The sequence below is a fragment of the Flavobacterium polysaccharolyticum genome, from assembly GCF_038739875.1.
GTDB classification, from domain to species: Bacteria; Bacteroidota; Bacteroidia; order Flavobacteriales; family Flavobacteriaceae; genus Flavobacterium; species Flavobacterium polysaccharolyticum.
Map to the genome: position 1 here is coordinate 216023 of NZ_JBCGDP010000003.1, position 17510 is coordinate 233532.

The 17510-nt window shown below is 35.3% G+C and carries 15 protein-coding genes and 1 tRNA gene; 12 read left to right on the forward strand and 4 right to left on the reverse strand.

The window, feature by feature from the left end; translation table 11 throughout:
• Positions 1-127: 127 nt before the first annotated feature.
• From WFZ86_RS04435 to WFZ86_RS04490, 12 genes are all read left to right on the forward strand, one after another.
• Complete coding sequence (locus WFZ86_RS04435; protein ID WP_159686241.1) at positions 128-580, forward strand: Lrp/AsnC family transcriptional regulator; 453 nt, start codon at positions 128-130, stop codon at positions 578-580.
• Between the two features lie 11 nt (positions 581-591).
• Positions 592-1683, forward strand: a complete 1092-nt coding sequence (locus tag WFZ86_RS04440) for a cyanophycinase (protein ID WP_342690815.1) — start codon at positions 592-594, stop codon at positions 1681-1683.
• Positions 1684-1737: 54 nt separating this feature from the next.
• Complete coding sequence (locus WFZ86_RS04445) at positions 1738-2592, forward strand: cyanophycinase (protein ID WP_342690816.1); 855 nt, start codon at positions 1738-1740, stop codon at positions 2590-2592.
• Position 2593: 1 nt separating this feature from the next.
• Complete coding sequence (locus tag WFZ86_RS04450) at positions 2594-4795, forward strand: penicillin acylase family protein (RefSeq protein WP_342690817.1); 2202 nt, start codon at positions 2594-2596, stop codon at positions 4793-4795.
• Between the two features lie 90 nt (positions 4796-4885).
• Positions 4886-5659: a dienelactone hydrolase family protein gene (locus WFZ86_RS04455; protein WP_342690818.1), complete on the forward strand. Its 774-nt coding sequence runs from the start codon at positions 4886-4888 to the stop codon at positions 5657-5659.
• A 399-nt stretch (positions 5660-6058) separates the two neighbouring features.
• Positions 6059-7072 carry a M28 family metallopeptidase gene (locus tag WFZ86_RS04460; protein WP_342690819.1) on the forward strand — a complete coding sequence of 338 codons (1014 nt, stop codon included), beginning with the start codon at positions 6059-6061 and terminating at the stop codon, positions 7070-7072.
• Between the two features lie 256 nt (positions 7073-7328).
• The gene (locus WFZ86_RS04465) at positions 7329-7754 is read left to right on the forward strand and encodes a hypothetical protein (protein ID WP_342690820.1); all 426 of its coding nucleotides are present in this window, start codon (positions 7329-7331) and stop codon (positions 7752-7754) included.
• A 152-nt stretch (positions 7755-7906) separates the two neighbouring features.
• On the forward strand, positions 7907-8632 hold the full coding sequence (locus WFZ86_RS04470) for a hypothetical protein (protein WP_315169904.1): 726 nt from the start codon (positions 7907-7909) through the stop codon (positions 8630-8632).
• Between the two features lie 325 nt (positions 8633-8957).
• Positions 8958-9878, forward strand: a complete 921-nt coding sequence (locus WFZ86_RS04475) for a DUF4238 domain-containing protein (RefSeq protein ID WP_342690821.1) — start codon at positions 8958-8960, stop codon at positions 9876-9878.
• Between the two features lie 475 nt (positions 9879-10353).
• On the forward strand, positions 10354-10926 hold the full coding sequence (locus WFZ86_RS04480) for a helix-turn-helix domain-containing protein (RefSeq protein ID WP_342690822.1): 573 nt from the start codon (positions 10354-10356) through the stop codon (positions 10924-10926).
• Between the two features lie 107 nt (positions 10927-11033).
• On the forward strand, positions 11034-12524 hold the full coding sequence (locus tag WFZ86_RS04485) for a serine hydrolase domain-containing protein (protein WP_342690823.1): 1491 nt from the start codon (positions 11034-11036) through the stop codon (positions 12522-12524).
• A 231-nt stretch (positions 12525-12755) separates the two neighbouring features.
• A complete protein-coding gene (locus tag WFZ86_RS04490; RefSeq protein ID WP_342690824.1) occupies positions 12756-13748 on the forward strand; it encodes a phosphotransferase in 993 nt (330 codons plus the stop codon).
• 157 nt (positions 13749-13905) lie between these two features.
• Here WFZ86_RS04490 and WFZ86_RS04495 read toward each other — a convergent pair whose 3' ends face one another.
• The 4 genes from WFZ86_RS04495 to WFZ86_RS04510 all read right to left on the reverse strand — a co-directional run bounded on the left by WFZ86_RS04495 (position 13906) and on the right by WFZ86_RS04510 (position 17484).
• On the reverse strand, positions 13906-15096 hold the full coding sequence (locus tag WFZ86_RS04495) for a hypothetical protein (protein WP_342690825.1): 1191 nt from the start codon (positions 15094-15096) through the stop codon (positions 13906-13908).
• A 144-nt stretch (positions 15097-15240) separates the two neighbouring features.
• Positions 15241-15314 (reverse strand) — tRNA-His (locus tag WFZ86_RS04500).
• A 76-nt stretch (positions 15315-15390) separates the two neighbouring features.
• A complete protein-coding gene (gene bshB1 / locus WFZ86_RS04505) occupies positions 15391-16107 on the reverse strand; it encodes a bacillithiol biosynthesis deacetylase BshB1 (protein ID WP_342690826.1) in 717 nt (238 codons plus the stop codon).
• Positions 16108-16425: 318 nt separating this feature from the next.
• Entirely contained in the window at positions 16426-17484 is a 1059-nt protein-coding gene (locus WFZ86_RS04510) for an isochorismate synthase (RefSeq protein ID WP_342690827.1), read from the reverse strand.
• Positions 17485-17510 lie beyond the last annotated feature (26 nt).

Here is a 17510-nt window from a genome sequence, read left to right on the forward strand (position 1 = left end):
ACACACTTATCAAAGTCATTTTGTTATTTTTGAAATCGAATTAACGCTTTCATTTTGAAATGAAATAAAAATAATTACTTTTATAAATGAAATAAAAAGTGATTTTAACTTAAAAATACATTTAAAAATGGAAGTATTAGACGAATTTGACATCAATATTATTAAGGAATTAGAGAAAGATGGTAGAATGGCTTTTTCTGCAATTGCCACTAGTCTCAAAATTTCGAATACGATGGTGCATCAACGAATCAACCGATTAATTGACCAAGGTGTAATCACTGGAATCAAACCCGTAATTAACGAGAAAAAAATTGGTTATGACTGGGGTGCTTTTACCGGTATTACCTTAAATAAAGATGCCGATTCAAAAAGAGTTATTGACGAATTGAAAGAAATTCCAGAGATAACCGAATGTTATTTTATTACCGGCTCCTTCACCTTATATATAAAGTTGATTGCAAAAGATCACGAACATATGAGAAAATTGCTGTATGAAAAAATAGATAACATTCCGGGTATAGCCAAAACCGATTCTATAATCGAGTTAGGTTGTGCCTTTAAGCGCAATGTAACCTTATAAACCACTTAATAATGTTCCCTGATTTTCTAACCAAACCAACCAAAAATGACATTATACTAATTTCTTCTTTTCTTTTATCATTCAGTTTATTGGCCTGTAGTAGCGATTCTAACGAATTCGAAAAACCAATTTCGACTCCTACCTATACTCCTATCCCCTCTTCGATTGGAATCGTGGGAGACTCAAAAGATGTTACAGTAACCACTAGTGCAGGAACTGTTTTGATGGGTGGCTCTACTGATGTAGACAGTGCTATGAAATGGATGATCAACAAAAGTATCGGAGGAGATGTAGTAATCATTAGAGCATCAGGGGCAACAGGTTACAATCAATACTTATACGATTTAGTAAAAGTAAATGGCATCCACCAAGTAAATTCTGTAGAAACCTTACTTATAAACAGTGCCGAACTTGCCAACAATCCAAAAGTAGCTGAACGCATCAAAGAAGCTGAAATGCTTTTTATTGCTGGTGGAGACCAAGCCAATTATATTCGCTTTTGGAGAAACACTCCCGTTGAAGAGGCGCTTAATTACCTAATTAATATAAAAAAAGTACCCGTTGGCGGAACTAGCGCAGGTTGTGCCATTCTTGGTGAAGCCGTTTTTACCGCCGAAAACAACACTATTACTTCTGAGGAAGCTTTATTGAATCCTTTTGACTTAAAAATGACTTTAGCAAAAAGTGATTTTATCAACAATCCTTTTCTTAAAAATACAATCACCGACACCCATTACAACAATCCCGACAGAAAAGGAAGACACATTACTTTTTTAGCCCGTTTATCCACTGATTTTAACTGGCAAGAAGCCAAGGGAATCGGTGTAGAAGAAGAAACTGCGGTTTGTATTGACGAAAACGGAAAAGCAGTAGTTTACGGAACTGGAACTGCTTATTTCTTGAAAGGCAGTAGTGAAAAACCTGAAAAATGTAGTCCAAGCAATAAACTCAATTGGATAAACAATAAAAAAGCTATTCAAGCCTACTTAATCACAGGTAAAGAAACTGGAAATGGCTCTTTTGATTTGACCAATTGGAGCACTATTTCTGGAGGAACTTCTAAAAATATGTATGTTACTGATGGCGTTCTTTCTATAGAATAAATCAGATAGCACAATCTCATCCTGAATACGTTTTCATTATTAATACCATTTATTATGCAATTTCCAAAAGTAAGATTATCACAACTTTTCATTACCCTACTTTTACTATCAACCACTATAGTTGAAGCTCAAAAAAACAAAGGAAAATTATTCATCATTGGTGGCGGAAAACGCTCCGACGTATTGATGAATCAGATGCTAAAAGTAGCTGACTTAAAAACCAAAGATTTTATTGTGGTGCTTCCAATGTCTAGTGAAGAACCTGATAGTGCTTATATTTATTTCAAAAAACAGTTAAGTAAACTTACACCTCGCCCTATCGTAATGCTCAATTTTGACAAAACCACCAGTCAAAATAAAGTCCTTACGGATTCGCTACAAAAAGCCAAACTCATCTTCATAAGCGGTGGAGATCAAACCCGTTTTATGGGAGTAGTTCGCGGAACTCCTATTTATGATGCCATTCACAAAGCACATCAAAACGGAAGCACAATTGCTGGAACTAGTGCTGGCGCAGCGGTTATGTGTGAAAATATGATTACGGGGAACCAAAAATTAGAAACCAAATACACCGAAACCTTTGACAATATCCGCTATGACAATCTTGAAATTAATTCGGGTTTGGGCTTAGTAAAAAACGTAATTATTGACCAGCATTTTCTAAAAAGAAGTCGCTACAATCGCTTACTGACGGGCTTAGTTGATTTCCCTAATCACGTTGGAATTGGTATTGACGAAAGTACCGCCATTGTTGTCAGAGACAAAACCGTAGAAGTCGTAGGCGAAAGCGAAGTCATCGTGGTTAAAAATCCTAAAGAAATCAAGAAAGTACCCAAGAATCATCTCGTTAGCATCAAATCTTTAGAAATGAGCGTTTTGATTGAAGGTCAAAAATTTAATATCCAATAAAATGAAGACACAATACTATTGGGCGATTGTTTGGATGCTACTATTGAGTCCAATGACTTCAATTTGGGCACAACAATTAACGGCTTCAGAAGTAAAACGAATGGAGCAACAAGCCAAACAAGTCACCATCATCAGAGACAATTGGGGCATTGCTCACGTATACGGAAAGACCGATGCTGATGCCGTTTTTGGTATGTTGTATGCGCAATGCGAAGACGACTTTAAGCGTGTCGAAATGAACTATATCGATAAGTTAGGACGTTTGGCCGAAGTAAAAGGCGCTGGCGTTTTGTACAATGATTTAGAAACCCGTTTACTTATTGACGCTGAAGAAGCCAAAGCCGATTACAAAAAAGCGGCGCCTTGGCTCAAAAAACTAATGAACAGTTATGCTGATGCCATCAACTATTACTTGCACAAACATCCTGAAGTAAAACCATTATTGCTGACTCGTTTTGAACCTTGGTTTCCTTTGCTTTGGACTGATGGTAGTATTGGCGCGATTAGCACCGCCGATTTAAGCACGGGCGAACTGAAAGCTTTTTACTCTGGCAACAAAGACAAAGTTGCTTACATTGAAAGAGATGTAAATGTACAAACAGGCTCCAATGGATTTGCTATTGCTCCTTCAAAATCGGTGACGGGTAATGCGCTTTTGTACATCAATCCACACACAACTTTTTATTTTAGACCCGAAATCCAAATCAGTAGTCAAGAAGGATTGAACGCCTACGGAGCCGTGACTTGGGGGCAATTTTTTATTTACCAAGGTTTTAATGAAAACTGTGGCTGGATGCATACGTCTTCGAATGTAGATGTAGCCGATATGTATGCAGAAAAAATAGTCGACCAAAAAGGAAAACTTTTTTATGAATACGACGGAAAATTATTGCCCGTAAAAGAAAAAAACATCGTCATTAAGTATTTGGACAAAGGACAAATGGCCTCCAAAACCATCAAGACCTATTTTACGATTCACGGTCCGATTATGGCTAAACGAGACGGAAAATGGATTAGTTTGAAATCCAAAAACCGCAATATGGAAAGTTTGGTCCAAAGTTGGGTGAGAACCAAATCAAAGGATTTCAAGGACTACCAAAAAGCGATGGATTTAAAAGCCAACACTTCTAACAATACAGTGTACGCCGACAACAAAGGCAACATTGCCTATTGGCACGGGAACTTTATTCCGATGCGCGATAAAAGTCTAAATTGGGCCAAAGTAGTCGATGGAACCACTTCCAAAACCCAATGGAAAGGTTTACATCCAGTATCTGAAACCGTGCATTTGTACAATCCAAGTAACGGATGGCTCCAAAATTGTAACTCCACTCCCTATTCTGTAGCAGGTACCAATAGCCCAAAAGAATCCAACTATTTGCCTTATATGGCACCTGATGGAGAAAACTTTAGAGGAGTTAATGCTGTTCGTATTTTTAGTCAAGACAAAAAATACACCTTAGACAACTTGATTACGGATGGTTACGACACCAAACTTTCGGCTTTTGAAGTGCTACTTCCAGCTTTGATTGCAAATTTTCAAAAAGATGCTGAAGCTCAAGAACCCAAATTCAAAGATTTGGAAGCTCCAATTCAAGTGTTGAAAAATTGGAATTATTATTCAAATGTAAATTCTGTGGCGACTACTTTGGCTAATGAATGGGCGTTCAAATTGAATCCAATTTTGCAAAAAGTCTACATTGACGAAGGTGAAAAAGACCAAGTAGAGAATATGACCGAGTTTGCCAAAACTGCTAGCATTGATGATATGTTACCACAATTAAGAGAAGTTGTTCAGGAACTGCAAGCCAAATTTGGAAAATGGGAAATTCCGTGGGGCGACATCAACCGTTTTCAACGTCCTTCGGGAGACATAGACTTAACGTATGACGACAACCAAGAAAGTTTAGCAATGGGCACCGCTTCTGTATTGTGGGGAAGTTTACCTGCTTTCAAAAGTTCGTACCAAAACAATAGCAAAAAACGCTATGGTTACAATGGTAACAGCTTTATTTGTGCGGTTGAATTTGGTCCAAAAATAAAAGCCAAGTCTTTATTGGCAGGAGGAAATTCAGGAGACCCTAACTCGAAACACTTTTTTGACCAAGCCAAAATGTATCAAAACGCTCAATTCAAAGACGTTTTATTCTACAAAGATGACGTCCAAAAAAATGCTGAGAAAACCTATCATCCTGGTGAGTAATACCAATCTATAATTCAAATGCCCTCGTAAATTTTTCACGAGGGTATTTTTTTTGAGTAATATTACTGATATTTGTTAAAAACTAACCCTATGAGAAATATAATAGTCCTATTCTTGACGCTACTATTTTGTAGCCTCTCGAGTAATGCCCAACTAAAAGCCGTTTCCTATCAAGATGAGAATCAAAAACTAAACGGCTTTGCCATTCAACCCAAGAAAAAAAGCAGCCAAAAACCAGGAATTCTGATTCTTCCAGCGTGGAAAGGTATTGATGAACATTCCAAACAAACCGCTATCGAATTGTCAAATCTAGGATATCACGCCTTTATTGCCGATATTTATGGAGAAGGAAATTATCCAAAAGACAATGCCGAAGCTGGAAAAAATGCAGGTTTTTACAAAAAAAACACCGACTTGTACCAGAAAAGAATTAGCCTAGCCTTGGCGCAACTCATTCAATCTGGCGCCAATCCCGATAATATTGCAGTGATTGGTTTTTGCTTTGGTGGAACAGGCGCTTTAGAAGCCGCACGAGGCAATATGAACATCAAAGGAGTGATATCCTTTCACGGCGGTTTAGGTAAAGATGCGACCCGCGCCACTACTCCAATCCAAGCTAAAGTTTTGGCTTGCCACGGTGCCGATGATCCTTTTGTTCCCAAAGAAGAAATTGCAGCCTTTCAACAAGAAATGCGCGATGCCAAAGCCGATTGGGAAATGATTTATTATGCCAATGCCGTGCACTCCTTTACCGATCCAAATGCAGGAAACGACAACTCCAAAGGAGCCGCTTACAATGAAAAAGCTGCAAAACGTTCTTTCGAACACATGCAACTTTTCTTAAACGAAATTTTAAAAAAATAAAAAAGTTAACCGCAGATTCGCAAATTGATAGAAATTCAAAGCAAAAATAATTCACTCTCAAGCCAAAGAAAAACAACCGCAAATTCGCAAATTAAAACTATACTAACGAAAAAATAATTTGCGAATTTGCGGTTAATTAAATTAATGCATTCGTGGCCATACTAACCCACAACACTATTCAAAATAATTTGCGAATTTGCGGTAAATTAAACACCCGCAACGATAAAAAAATTAGTGCATTAGTGGCCATACTAACCCACAACACTATTCAAAATAATTTGCGAATTTGCGGTAAATTAAACACCCGCAACGATAAAAAAATTAGTGCATTCGTGGCCATACTAACCACAACACTATTTAAAATAATTTGAATTTGCGTTAAATAAAATCCTTAAAAAAATGATTCAAAAAGCATTAGTATGTGCTGTACTTGTTAGCCTTTCCTGTACAGCACAAAACAAAACCAAAGCAGCGCCCATAGAAAAATACCTGGCTACCATTACCCAAACCGACCTAAAAAAACACCTAACTATCGTAGCTTCGGACGAAATGGAAGGACGCGACACAGGAACCGAAGGTCAAAAAAAAGCCGGTCGCTATCTCATCGAACAATACAAAAAAAACGGCATTTCGTTTCCCGATGGTGCCTCCGACTATTACCAAAAAGTTCCCGCCGAGTTCATGAAGTCCAATTATGGTCCCAAACTCAATGACTCCGAGAACATTTGGGCCTTCATCAAAGGAACTGAAAAACCGGACGAAATCTTGGTCATTTCTGCCCATTACGACCATGTTGGCGTTAAAAATGGTGACGTTTACAATGGCGCCGACGATGATGGCTCAGGAACCGTAGCACTTTTAGAAATAGCACAAGCCTTTCAATTGGCAAAAAAACAAGGTCACGGGCCTAAACGTTCCATCTTAATTTTGCATGTAACAGGCGAAGAACACGGCTTGCACGGATCTCGTTTTTATGCCAAAAACCCATTATTTCCCTTAAAAAATACCATCGCCGACATCAATATTGACATGATTGGACGTCGCGATTTTGACCATCCAAAGACCAACAATTACGTTTATGTCATTGGTGCCGATAGATTGTCGAGTCAACTACACGACATCACTGTGGCGGCCAACGACAAATACACCAAATTAGATTTGGATTTCAAATACAACGACAAGAAGGACCCCAATCATTTTTATGAGCGTTCCGACCATTACAACTTTGCAAAAAATGGCATCCCGTCGGTATTTTTGTTCAATGGCGTACACGAAGACTACCATAAAAAAACCGATGAAGTCAGCAAAATAGAGTTTGACGCCCTAGCCAAAAGAACCCAATTGGCCTTTGCTATGGCTTGGGAATTGGCCAACAGACCCGAACGCCCAGTAGTAGACAAACCTTTACAATAGCAAAATTCGAAGGAGCAGGGAAAATAGGCTTTTTTGCCAGCATAGGTCCCGCCATCCGCTGTATCTTTGCTTTTTTAAAGGAAAAAAGCAAAGGATGCCGCTGCTGTCGGGGCTAAAAGGAAACATTTTTGATGATTTGAGGGAAAAATAAAGCGAAACGAACTTTCTGGTTGTATTGAGAGAAAGTTTGTTTCGCCTATACAAAAGTTGGCAGTAAGACTAAAACGGAAAAACTAATAAAGACCTAATGCAATAAATGGGGAAATTTAATATAAAGAAATTACCAAAAGGTTTTCGATTTTTGTTTACGTTGAAAGAAATCAAGGAAATTGAAAATTTTGCTGGAGTAAAATTTAAAAATGTGACTAACGGAAACTTAACTAACTCTAACAAGTTTGATAATGATGCATATATACAAAGTAGTTTCCGAGCTTTCTCAATTCACGGCATAAAATCAGAATCAAATTGGGAGTTTAGTTTACATCAAGACGGTTTTAGAGAAGAATTATTGCCTAATATACACGAAGAAGAAATAAAGATATTATCATCAAAGAAAATAAAAGATTATTTAAATCAAGTTAACCATTCAAAAGAAACAGATTGCTATAAAACCCCTGAACTTTGGTCATTTATTATGATAACGGAAAATAAGGCGAAAGTTACTTGGAAAGAAATCAAATAGTAAAAAGTCCTACTACCAACAGCTACAACGGATTTGGACAATTGGCTTAATGGAAAGTTGGTTTTGTATTTGGCAGTTTAGTGACAACCGAAAAATAAATCTTAATTTAGAACCCAAACCCGCTGTAGTACCAGAACGTTATGCCAAATTATATGACACGACAACTAATTATTTTCTTGACAATTTTATTTACAGCGTGCGGACAGAAAAACGCAACAATAAAAAATGATAAAGTTGAAAACCATTCATTCATTTTAACGGAAAGTTCGCAGGAATTTTCAATTTCAAAAACAACCCTAGAAGATTTTACAAAAGCAAAAAATAGTTACAAAGACAAATTAATTCAAGACACGCTTAATATCAGAAAAGTAAATGGTATAACCGAAGTGTATCTCAATAGACCACATTATCCATCATCCGTTATTTTCAAAGACACGCTTGTTGGACTTGGAGAAACTGAAGAAAGAGAATATCATTATCTTGGACACTTTCCCGACCTTGACAATTATTTAGTTTCAGGAACATTCTGGGAACATTACGAATGTTATCTAATTGACAAAAAAACAGGCAGGAAGACGACAACTTGGAATAGACCTTTCCTTTCGCCCACTTCAAAATACTTTGCGAATTTATCAATGACTTACGGACTTGAAGGAGTTCCAAATGGCATTCAAATTTGGAAAGTTGAGACAGCAAACCAAAATTATTTAAGCAAATATTTAGAACTTGACCAACAAATATGGGTTCCTGACGACTTTGTTTGGGAAACAAACAATTCATTAATTTTAAAAGTTGCTTCGGTTGACAAGTATTTGAATGAAAATGGACAACCAAACGAAAAGGACTTTTATTATTTAAGACTACTATTGAAAAGATGAAAGAAAGAATAACTGGGCATAACACACGTGGCTGTTGCACAACTAAAAAAAAGACTAAATCTAACTTTTAATCATTTTTTTTAAACAAATCAACCATTGAAAATCAATATATTATATTTTAAATAATTTGATAAATCAGAATTTTAAGAAGGAATTTTAGTTGTGCAACAAGCACACACGCTACAAGCAATTTAGGTATTAGGCTTAATTTGAAATTGGTTTTGTATTTGAAAGATTTGACAAATCCGAAGAATGGTCTTAATTTAGTCCCCCCCCGAAGCAGCTACAGAAAGTTAGTAGAAATTTATACACCAAACGATACTAAATGACACAAATAAAAAAGAAACAACATTACGTTTGGAAAAAATATCTAATGTCTTGGTCTAATAAGAACCAAATCTTTGCTTCATTTAAAAGTTCACGTAAAATCATCAAAACTAATATTGAAGGAGTAGCACAAGAGCGTTTCTTCTATGCTTTGGAAGAACTTACGGAAGAAGAGGAAATTATTTTAAAAGAACTTATCACGTTGTGGAGTAATGATATCGTTCGCCCCCTTTTAATGGAATATTACCAAATGATTACAATTTATTCTAAAATAAATCGTACCATAAAAAGCATAGATTTAAGTACAGTAAATTCTACCGAATTAGACAAAAATCTGGCTTTATTGAAAGCCAATACAATTGAAAATATGCATACAAGTTTTGAAAAATTTGGAGAGAGACTAATTGCAATTCGGAAAGTTGAGGATTTAGAATTTCTTGATAATGAACGAGAACTATTAACTACAATGATTTATGTTTGTTTTCAATATCTCAGAACAAAGAATATGAGAGAAGTTATAAAACCAATTATTACTAAATACCCATACATATCTAATAAATTTTTGAATTTCATCCCATTTATTTATGCATTAGGAATAGCCAATTCATTAACATATGAAAAAAATATTAAATTCATTTATTTTGATAACAAAACAGAAATTGATTTTATAACAACTGATCAACCAATTATAAATGCCAAAAAACATATTATTAGTGACACTGGAATTGTTTCACAACTAGAGTATTATTACCCCATAACCCCAAAAATAGCGATTATTATTCATTATCAAGAACAGGAAGAAAAACGTAAATATGTATTAATTGAAAAACAACAAGTAAATCATTATAACGATTTAATGATTAGTAATGCAAAAGAATTTGTCTTTTCAAGCACAGAAGAACAATTAATGTTCATTTAAACAGATACCACAACGGATTTGGACAATTGGCTTAATGAAAAGTTAATTTTATATTTGGGATGATTTGGTAAATCTGTGAATACGCCTATTTTAGTCTCAAACCAATGTAGCGATAAGATGCTAACAATATTTCAAAGAACAAAATGATCATAGAACAAGTAATAGGATTTACAAAATTGCTAAGCAAAATATTTTTTTTGGTAATAACCTGTTTATTATCATTTGCGTATGGCACAGCTTTGTCTATAAAAATTGAACATCCAAACTTTAAAAATTTACCAGTAAGTGATTTTTTTATTTTTGGTACTATACTAATTATTATGATTTTTATTAATCTTAAAGTCTTTGGGATTTTGAAACCTCGCTCCGTAACGACTACCTAATTCATCGCTCAAACCACAAATATCCTTATCATTGTAGTCTATACCATAGCTTAAGTGTTCATTTTCTAAAACCAGAACTATCAATTAAAAATATGTCCAAATTAAAAGCCATCAGAGAATTTCAAAACCTCACCCAAGAAGAATTAGCACAAAAATCAGGTGTTTCGGTAAGAACGATTCAGCGCATTGAAACGGGAAAAGAACCCAAAGGATATACTCTTAAAGTCTTAGCTCAAGTATTAGCAATTGAAGCGAATGAATTACTTACTGAAAAACCCGCAAAAGAAAATTTAGCAGATGTCGAAGAAATCGATAAAAAGCAAGAAACCGATCCAATCAATTTTACCAAGCTAAAATTAATCAATCTTTCTTCCATTCCGTTTATCATTATTCCTCCTTTTAATATTATCATTCCATTGCTGCTAATGTTTAGAATGAAACAAAGAAACAGCCTAGCAAAGCAACTTATTTCCATACAAATACTTTGGACTATAATGGCTCCAATTATTTTTATGTTGGGTATTTTTTTGAAACTAGGCAATCAATTCACAATTTTGCTTATGGCACTAATTGTACTTTCAAATGTGATACTTATCCTTAGAAACGCTGTAGCCTTAGACAAAGAAAAAAAGCTTTTTTTTACACTGAATTTCAGCATTCTATAAAAACTGACGGGTAGTTGTCAGGTTATTGTCAGGTTTGTTTTTACGTTTTTAAAATGCAAAGCACATAGCTTTGTTTCTGGAATTAAAATCGCAAAACAAAAATAATTATGGCAAAAAAAATTATCATTAGCTTTATCATTGTTCTGTTTTTTGGAACAAAAAGCCAAGCTCAAATCGAGAAAAACTCAGCTTTATACCAAACTATTCTTTCAAAAGACAGTCTGTTGTTTGAGGTCGGTTTTAATCATTGCAACATCACTCAGTTTGAAAACTTGTTGAGTGATACGTTTGAGTTCTTTCACGATAAAGACAGTATTTCCTATAAAAAAGAGTTTCTAAACAAGTTTAAAAATGGCTTGTGCAAATCGCCAACAACTTACCAATCAAGACGAGAATTGAGTAAAGAAAGTACCGAAATTTTTCCTCTTTATAAGAACCAAGTACTATATGGAGCCATTCAAACAGGAAATCATAAATTCTATGAAACGATTTCAGGCCATAAAGAAACCTTTGCAGGTTCTGCAAAATTTACTCACGTTTGGCTTTTAGAAAATGGTGTTTGGAAATTAGCCAAAAGTTTAAGTTATGACCATCAAGACAACAATAATTCTAACTATCAATCTTCCATTTTTGACAACGATACTAAAATAGAAAAGTGGTTACTAGAAAACAAAGTGCCTACTTTAGGAATTGGTGTTATTAAAGAAGGAAAATTGCAACAAGTAAAAGTATTTGGAACCATAAAAAAAGGCATAACGGCTCCATACAACACTATATTTAATGTCGCTTCACTAACCAAACCCATAACGGCTATGATAGCTTTAAAATTAGTGAATTTAGGCAAATGGGATTTGGATGAACCTGTTTTTAAATATTGGATTGACCCTGATGTTTCAAAAGACAAAAATTCCAAAATACTTACAACAAGACATATTTTAAGCCATCAAACTGGATTTACCAATTGGCGCGGAAATAACAAAGACGGAAAACTTCATTTTGAATTTGAACCAGGAACGAAGTATCAATATTCGGGAGAAGGTTTTGAATATTTGAGAAAAGCGATAGAAAGTAAATTTCATAAATCACTTAACGAATTAGCAAGTGAATTGATTTTTAAACCATTAGAAATGACAGACACCAACTATTTTTGGAACAATAAAACAGATATTTCACGATTTGCAATAGGTTATGACGCTAAAGGAATGGCTTACGAAATAGAAAAAAACAAAACAGCCAACGGTGCTGACAATTTATTGACAACCGTTGAAGATTATGGAAAATTCTTGACAAGCGTTATGAATAGCGATGGTTTAAGTGATGACCTATTTAACGAGATGGTTAAAAATCAAGTCGAAACCAAAAATGGAAAACATTTTGGACTTGGTTTTGAAATATATGATCTTGGAAATGGGGAATATGCTTTATCCCACGGTGGTTCTGACAAAGGCTGTCAAACCATAGTATTTATTTTTCCAAAGACAAAGCAAGGGTTACTTATTTTTACCAACGTAGATAATGGCTATAAAGTTTATGAAAAAATAGTAAAACATTATTTAGGAGCGTATGGAAACAAAATATTTGAAATAGAAACAAAATAAAAACAAAATAAAAACTACCGATAACAGCAGTAACTATTGTAAAATTTCCGATAATGCAGATTTGAAACCTTGCCCACACACTATGTGAAGAAGTTGAAAAAAAATTAAGTTTAATAATTAGAGAATTTTAGTAGGTTTACGTCTTTTAAGAAGCATAAAAAAGTACAAAGTAAGGGTGCTTTGTGCGGCAGACGGCAGACACAATTTTACGACAAATAAGAGATCATACAAATGACACATTTTCCAGTAAGCAATTCTAATCTTTCAGCGACTCATCTTGGACTGTTTTTACAGGAAAAATATTCATTGAGCAAAGACACCAAATGCCAACTGATAAAAGCGGGGATCAATGACACGTATGTAATAAGTGATAAATCAGACCAATTTGTGTTTAGAGTGTATAGTTTAAACTGGCGAACAAAAGTAGCAATTGGAGAAGAAATTAAATTATTACAGCAATTAAAACAACATAACATTTCTGTTTCCTATCCATTATCTGATGATGAAGATAATTACATACAAACATTAAATGCCCCAGAAGGCGAAAGATTTGGGGTGCTTTTTACCTTTGCAGAAGGGGAAAAATTACACATAACGTCACCAGAAGCACATTTCCAAATTGGACAACTTATGGCGCGACTTCATAAGGTCACCAATAATCAAAAGTTAAATCGGATAGACTACACCCCAGAAGTAATTCTTATTGACTCATTACAAAAAGTATCACACTTTTTAAATAATGACAGCGAAGAAATGGCCTTTATGAAATTGGCCCAATCGTATTTATTAGACCAATTCGCGAATTCCAAGACTTCTCAAATTCGACAAGGAGTTGTGCATCTCGACATTTGGTTTGACAATCTAAATATCACAAAAGATAATAAAGTAACCATCTTCGATTTTGACTTCTGTGGAAACGGTTGGCTTTGCTTAGACATTGCGTATTATATTTTACAGCTTCACAACATTGAGAAATATGAGGCAAAAGATTACCAACCTAAAATCGACAGTTTTATTAAAGGATACGAATCGATAACACCAATAAGCGCAGAAGAAAAACGGCTTATTCCTATGCTTGGAGTAAGTTTATACTTTTTTTATTTAGGTATTCAATGTCAACGTTACGACAATTGGTCGAACTCCTTTTTGAGCGAGAACTATTTGAAAAGATATATAAACGGGCTTGTCAAAAGATACTATGACATTTATAAACTTGGAGTGTAATCAAAACTATTAACTTGCAAAATCGAATAGTAATGGGCTAAAGCCCATTCTTTAAATGAGTTTCGTATTGGACTTTATCCAAAATCTAGTGATTTTGCTGTTTTAAAAGTTCTTAAAAACTATACATTTGATAAATTCTCCTACTCCAAAAAATAGATTACTTTGTTTCTAAAAACTTCGCCGCAGTGACTTTTGGGATAATAACAACATAATCGTAGCCCATTATAATCCTATAAAGTTCCATATCATTTACTTTTATTGTTCCTTTTTCTACTTCGGTTCTTATAGGAAGTAAATCAAAACAATGCCAATCATCAGTAGAAACAGCGTTGAATAGTGGCTTTAAAGATTTTAAACTTTCACTGTTTTCATCTACTAACTGTTCTTCAAATCCTTTAAATGGTGAAGACTGCATCCCAGATTTTCCAACAATCATTATGTGCATCGATTTTTTAAACTGGCTATCTGCAATATTGTTTACTAAGTTTCCTAAATCATAAATCTTCAACAAGCTTTCTCCTTTTGGCAAATGATTCGCTCCAAACTTAAATAAGTTTTTCTTGTCTTTCCATTCTTGATATACGTTCATCAAATTATTTTTCATCAGCTGAATGCGTAAATGATGACTCTGTTCTTTATAAATTATAGCCGTCAATTGTAATGCAAGAACTATTTCCCTCTCTTCTTTTCTTAAATTGAGGCTAAGAAGTTCCGTAATTTGTTTTTGAAAATTATCTGTCAACAAATAAAAGTCACCTTTGTGCTCTTTTAAAAATCTTGAGAAAGATATCCTTGAATTTTCTGCTATATCCTTATAAATCTCCTTAGCTCGACTATTTTTAGTCTTTTGTGCGAGTTCATTACAAACTAATCTGTCTGCGACTAAAAGTATTTGATCTGTTCCATAAATGGCAGTTTTAGCTTTTACAAAATCTTTCAGCAATTGAAATTCTGGCGCTAAAGCATAAAACGAAAAAGTCATTCCTAGTTCATCCTCATACTGCTTTAATTGATTTTCAGAAAGAGTCTTGAGTTTACTTTCGATAATCTTGGCAGAAAACGGATCAATTTCACAGAAAAAATTATCAAATTTAATTTTAGTAGTTATTGCTGAAACAAAAAAAGGAATTTCATTTGTAAAATGATCTTCACCTATTAAAACATAATCAGATGATTGTATCGCATTAACTAATACATTCCAACCTTTCCCTTCAAAGGTTTTTCCGTTCATCGAGAATGTCGTTTTATTTTTCTTTGCTACATCCGTTAGCAAGGTATCTTGAGGAAATGCATCTAGCGATTTAAAAAACACAAATAGTAGTGCAATAAGTAATTGGTGTGATTTCATCTTCTTCTTTTTTATTAAAAGACTAATAATTTCACCAAATGTTACAAAATCAAAGAGATTGTTAGAGGAAAGAGATTATGAAGTAAGAAAGCAGTTTTATTGCAACAAAAAAAGCCTTGAATTTCTTCAAGGCTTTTTATTCTGGGTGGCTGACCGGGTTCGAACCGGCGACCCGCGGCACCACAAACCGCTACTCTAACCAGCTGAGCTACAACCACCATTTTGCTTAGCGGTTGCAAATATAGAACAATTGTTTGCTTCTGCAAAGATTTTTTCAAAAAAAATACTAGAAATTTACTTCAAATCACTTAAGCTATTGACAGCCAAATACCTTTCGGCAGTAAAACCTTCGGCGTGTTCGAGTCCTGTTAAACGTCCTAAATCTCGAGAACGATAATTCAAGCTTTCCAAAAAGTTTTTGCTAGAAATGGGCGATTCGGGTTCTTTGGAATTAGGGTCATAAAACTGAGAACTGTAGGCCAAAATAGCCGCTGTTTTTTGCTCCACGTAACCTGTAATATCGACTACGAAATCTGGCACAAGGTTTTTCCACTGCATATAATGGTAAACGACTTTGGGACGCCACGCTTTTTGTTCTTCGTCATCTAAACTGGTCGCAATCCGAATCAATCCTGATAAAAAACAAGCGTCCGAAACCAGTTGGCTTCCTTTGGGATGGTCGATATGACGGTCATCAACGGCATTGCACAACACGATTTCGGGTTGGTATTTGCGAATCATTTTTATGATTTCGAGTTGGTGTGCTTCGTCATTTACAAAAAAGCCATCTCGAAATGCTAGATTCTCTCGCACTGAAACGCCTAAAATTGCCGCTGCTGCTGCGGCTTCTTTGTCTCTAATTTCGGCTGAACCACGTGTGCCCAACTCCCCTCTTGTCAAATCTACGATGCCTACTTTTTTTCCTAAAGCGACTTCTTTTAAAATAGTGCCAGCACAGCCCAACTCTACATCGTCTGGATGGGCACCAAAAGCTAATATATCTAGTTTCATATATGTAAAATTTATTTGTCAGTGGTCATATATGTTATCGCCTTATATTTATATGTATTTACTTCAGTAAACTTATTACTAATGGCGATTTCATAAATTATTATTTAAACAGCTAAGGCTGTTGTTGACTTTGTATGATTAAAATTTTCTCTTTTACACGATAACCACTCACAAAGCAGAACCCAAACAATCACTTTGTTTCTCTCTAGCCCCGATGGTAGTGGCATCCTTTGCCTTTTTTCTTTAAAAAGGCAAAGATATAACGGACAGCGGGACTATTGCTGGCCAAGGAGCCTTTTGTTGCTGCTCCTCATCAAGCTACTTTTCCATTTTGCCTAAGACCCTTTTCATTGTCATTGATTTGTTGACCGTTTCTTGCCACTCGCTTTCGGGCATACTGTCTTTGGTAATGCCGCAACCCATATACAAGTGCACTTCTTGGTCCTCAACTTGCATACAACGCAAATTTACGAACAAATCGGAACTTGAATCGATATTTAATTCGCCTAAAAAACCGGTGTAAAAACTGCGATTATAGGACTCGTTTTGTAGAATAAAATCTTTCGCAACTGCTGTTGGAAACCCACAAACCGCGGGAGTTGGATGCAGTAAATGAATGATTTGCTGCAAGGTGTTTTCTTTTTTCCAACTGCCTTTGATATCGGTTCGGATATGGCAAATGGCGCCGGCTTGAATGGTGTAAGGTTCCGAAATCTGCAATTCATCGGTGTACGGTTGCAACTGCGAAACAATATAATCGGTTACCAATTGCTGCTCTTCTTTTTCTTTGGTGGGCCAAATCACGGTTTCGATATCTGATGCTTTTTGGGTTCCTGCCAAAGCAATCGTTTGGAAAGTACTACCAGAAGCCTTGAGTAATTGCTCGGGTGTAGCGCCTAACCAAAGACCAATCTCAAGATGAAAAAAACAATAGACAAAGGCCGTAGGATAGGTTTGCAACAAGCGCTCAAAAACGATATTTATGTCAAAATCTGGTGTTTTCAATACTTCGTCTCGAGAAAGAACCACTTTTTGAAAAACACCATTTTGAATGGAGGCAACCCCTGAAGCAACCAATTGTTCATACTGTCTCTGCTCCTTCTTCGTTGGATGACTAATTTCGGGCAATGGAATGGCTATGTCTTTCTTATCAAAAGAAAAGGAAAGGCTCTCGGAGGCTGCTTTGGGGATGATGTAGTTTTTGTTACCATCAAAAGACGCAAAAACAAAACCTTCCTCTGTACAATCGTTTACTTCATACAATGTAGCATCGGACTGAAAAAGCCCTTTGAGTTGCGAAGCATTGGGTTTACGATAGACCACAAAAGGCATACGCAATTGCTGGTGTTCGTTTATTTTGGAATATAGGGTGTGCATAATAATTGCGCTGTTTTTTTGCTATT

What these genes read in the sequence shown, in the direction of transcription:
- WFZ86_RS04475 (WP_342690821.1), top strand. Translation starts at nt 8,958, where the DNA reads ATGACACAAATAAAAAAGAAACAACATTACGTTTGGAAAAAATATCTA.
- WFZ86_RS04440 (WP_342690815.1), top strand. Translation starts at nt 592, where the DNA reads ATGTTCCCTGATTTTCTAACCAAACCAACCAAAAATGACATTATACTA.
- WFZ86_RS04485 (WP_342690823.1), top strand. Translation starts at nt 11,034, where the DNA reads ATGGCAAAAAAAATTATCATTAGCTTTATCATTGTTCTGTTTTTTGGA.
- bshB1 (WP_342690826.1), bottom strand. Translation starts at nt 16,107, where the DNA reads ATGAAACTAGATATATTAGCTTTTGGTGCCCATCCAGACGATGTAGAG.
- WFZ86_RS04495 (WP_342690825.1), bottom strand. Translation starts at nt 15,096, where the DNA reads ATGAAATCACACCAATTACTTATTGCACTACTATTTGTGTTTTTTAAA.
- WFZ86_RS04460 (WP_342690819.1), top strand. Translation starts at nt 6,059, where the DNA reads ATGATTCAAAAAGCATTAGTATGTGCTGTACTTGTTAGCCTTTCCTGT.
- WFZ86_RS04450 (WP_342690817.1), top strand. Translation starts at nt 2,594, where the DNA reads ATGAAGACACAATACTATTGGGCGATTGTTTGGATGCTACTATTGAGT.
- WFZ86_RS04490 (WP_342690824.1), top strand. Translation starts at nt 12,756, where the DNA reads ATGACACATTTTCCAGTAAGCAATTCTAATCTTTCAGCGACTCATCTT.
- WFZ86_RS04470 (WP_315169904.1), top strand. Translation starts at nt 7,907, where the DNA reads ATGACACGACAACTAATTATTTTCTTGACAATTTTATTTACAGCGTGC.
- WFZ86_RS04465 (WP_342690820.1), top strand. Translation starts at nt 7,329, where the DNA reads ATGGGGAAATTTAATATAAAGAAATTACCAAAAGGTTTTCGATTTTTG.
- WFZ86_RS04445 (WP_342690816.1), top strand. Translation starts at nt 1,738, where the DNA reads ATGCAATTTCCAAAAGTAAGATTATCACAACTTTTCATTACCCTACTT.
- WFZ86_RS04510 (WP_342690827.1), bottom strand. Translation starts at nt 17,484, where the DNA reads ATGCACACCCTATATTCCAAAATAAACGAACACCAGCAATTGCGTATG.
- WFZ86_RS04435 (WP_159686241.1), top strand. Translation starts at nt 128, where the DNA reads ATGGAAGTATTAGACGAATTTGACATCAATATTATTAAGGAATTAGAG.
- WFZ86_RS04455 (WP_342690818.1), top strand. Translation starts at nt 4,886, where the DNA reads ATGAGAAATATAATAGTCCTATTCTTGACGCTACTATTTTGTAGCCTC.
- WFZ86_RS04480 (WP_342690822.1), top strand. Translation starts at nt 10,354, where the DNA reads ATGTCCAAATTAAAAGCCATCAGAGAATTTCAAAACCTCACCCAAGAA.